This is a genomic window from Gordonibacter sp. (assembly GCF_036667095.1).
Taxonomy (GTDB): Bacteria; Actinomycetota; Coriobacteriia; order Coriobacteriales; family Eggerthellaceae; genus Gordonibacter.
On the sequence record NZ_JAVWUP010000296.1, the window covers coordinates 1 to 2,433 of the forward strand.

Below are 2,433 nucleotides of genomic sequence, written 5' to 3' on the forward strand. Positions count from 1 at the left end.
AGACGACGATTTCATCGTCTCCACCACGGGCAAGACGAGCCGGGAGATATTCGAGATCCGCGAGAGGCGCGGCCAGGGCCATGCAAACGACTTCTTGACCGTCGGCGGCATGGGTCACACGAGTTCCATTGCATTCGGTATGGCTATCGGCACCGACAAGGATGTCTGGTGCGTCGACGGTGACGGCTCGTTCCTCATGCACATGGGGGCGTTTTCCGTCATCGCGCAGAACGCGCCGGCGAACTTCAAGTACATCCTGAACAACAACGGGGCGCACGAGTCGGTCGGCGGACAGCCGACGGTCGGGCAGAGGATCGACGTCCCGGCGATCCTCAAGGCTTCTGGCTTCGAGCGGGTGATCGAGGCATCCACGTCGGAGGACATCTCGTCGGGAATGGAGGTTCTCGCCAAAAATGCGAAGACCGCCCTAGTGATCACCACGCACCAGGGCAGCCGCGGAGACCTGGGCCGTCCCACCACCGCGCCCCAGGAGAACAAGGCGGCCATGATGGAGAAGTTCGCGCGTTGTAGGCAGGGAGCGTAGCATGAGGGCTCTCATATTCAACTCGGGGCTCGGAAGCAGGCTCGGCGAACTCACCGCCTCGAACCCCAAGGCGATGGTCAGGCTCGGAAACGGCGAGACCATCTTCGGGCGCCAGCTCCGCATCCTCCACGCCTGCGGCATCGACGACTTCGTCGTGACCACCGGTCCCTACGCCGACCAGCTGAGGGCCGAGGCCGCACGCTTCGAGGCGCGGGGGTGCACCTTCTCCTTCGTGCCCAACGAGGTGTACGACCAGACGAACTACATATACTCGATGTACCTAGCCCGAGACCTTCTGCGCGACGGGGACTTCCTCGTGCTACACGGCGACCTGGTGTTCGATATGGGCTATGTGCGGAAGGTGCTGGGTTCCGAGGTTCCCTCGCTCGGTTCCGTCGACGTTTCCGCCCCGCTTCCCGAGAAGGACTTCAAGGCCCGCGTTGTCAGGGGGAAGGTGCACGAGGTTTCCGTCGGCATCTTCGATGCGGATTGCGTCGCCTTCCAACCCTTTTACAAGCTATCCCAAGCGTCGATGACCGTTTGGCTGGATGCCGTTTGTGGATTCGTGGACTCCGGTGATGTCAAAATATATGCTGAAAATGCTGCAAACGTGGTGTTCGATTTGATGGACGTTGACGCGTTCGGCTATGAAGGGCATTTCGTCGAGGAGGTCGACACCCTTGAGGACCTGGAGAGGGTGTCCGCCGGCATCGGGATGTATGACTTCGAACAACAGCCTGTGTTCGAGCTTGTCGACGGCGGCGCCTCGCTCGTCGGTGTCTGCTACGCGGGCGGGCTCGACGGTGTCTGCGACGCGGGGTCTGCGCTCCGCGCAGTCCTGGTCGGGAAGCCCTTGGTCGTCACCGGCAGCCACCTCGCCTCCTTCGGCGTGAAGGACACTCTCGACGATGCCTTCCCGGGATACGAGGTTTTCAGCGGCTTCTCGTCAAACCCCACCTACGATGAGGTCCTAGCCGGCCTCGAAGTCTTCGCGAATGCAGGATGTGAATCGATCGTCAGCGTTGGCGGCGGCAGTGCCATTGATGTCGCCAAGTGCATCAAGGCGTTCTTGGGCATGCGGGGTGACGGGGCTGCGGGAGAGTTTGCAACCCAAACGATTACGTATAGCCCGATCCCGCACGTCGCCGTGCCCACCACGGCGGGGACGGGCAGCGAATCGACCCGCTTCGCCGTCTGCTATGTGGACGGCGTGAAGACATCCATCGCGCAGGACTGCCTGCTTCCTGACGCGGCCGTGCTCGACGCATCCAGCCTAGAGATGCTTCCTGGGTACCAGAAGAAATGCACTCTGCTTGATGCTCTGTGCCAGGCCGTCGAATCGTACTGGTCCGTGAGCGCCTGCGAGAAGAGCCGCGAGTACTCTGCAAAGGCTATCGGGCTGATGGTAGCCAATTGGCGGGCTTACCTGGACGGTGATGTGACGGCTGCGAGGCTGATGATGAAGGTGGCCAACCTTGCGGGGAAGGCTATAAACCTGACCACTACAACCGCCGCCCACGCGATGAGCTACAAGTTGACGTCCTTGTACGGCATACCTCACGGACACGCTGTTGCCCTGTGTATGCCCGCCGTCTGGGGGGAACTGCTAGCTCGCTGTGAGGGGGATCCTTCGGAAGCGAATGCTGTTTTTGCCGATGTCCGGAAGACGTTGAGCGAGATTTCCGCACTGATACTGCCCGAGTGCACTGCTACCAATCTTGATCCGAGTGTCGGCCTGCTGGAGTTTGAGCAGATAGTCGCTGAGATGGGCTTGCCGGTGATAAAGGCTTCCAATTGGAGAGCAGATGTTCCGGTGCTGGTTGAATCGGTCAATGTCCAGAGGCTCGGCAACTTCCCTCTGCTTTTGGGTCCGGATGACCTCGCAAGGA

Annotated in this window: 2 protein-coding genes; both read left to right on the forward strand. The window is 60.9% G+C overall.

Annotated features, from left to right (window positions below):
* Window positions 1–544 (forward strand): thiamine pyrophosphate-dependent enzyme (locus RR842_RS13905; RefSeq protein WP_332730178.1); only part of this gene is annotated, 544 nt, incomplete at its 5' end.
* Between the two features lies 1 nt (window position 545).
* Window positions 546–2,433: iron-containing alcohol dehydrogenase (locus RR842_RS13910; protein WP_332730180.1), on the forward strand; the 1,888-nt coding region annotated here is incomplete at its 3' end.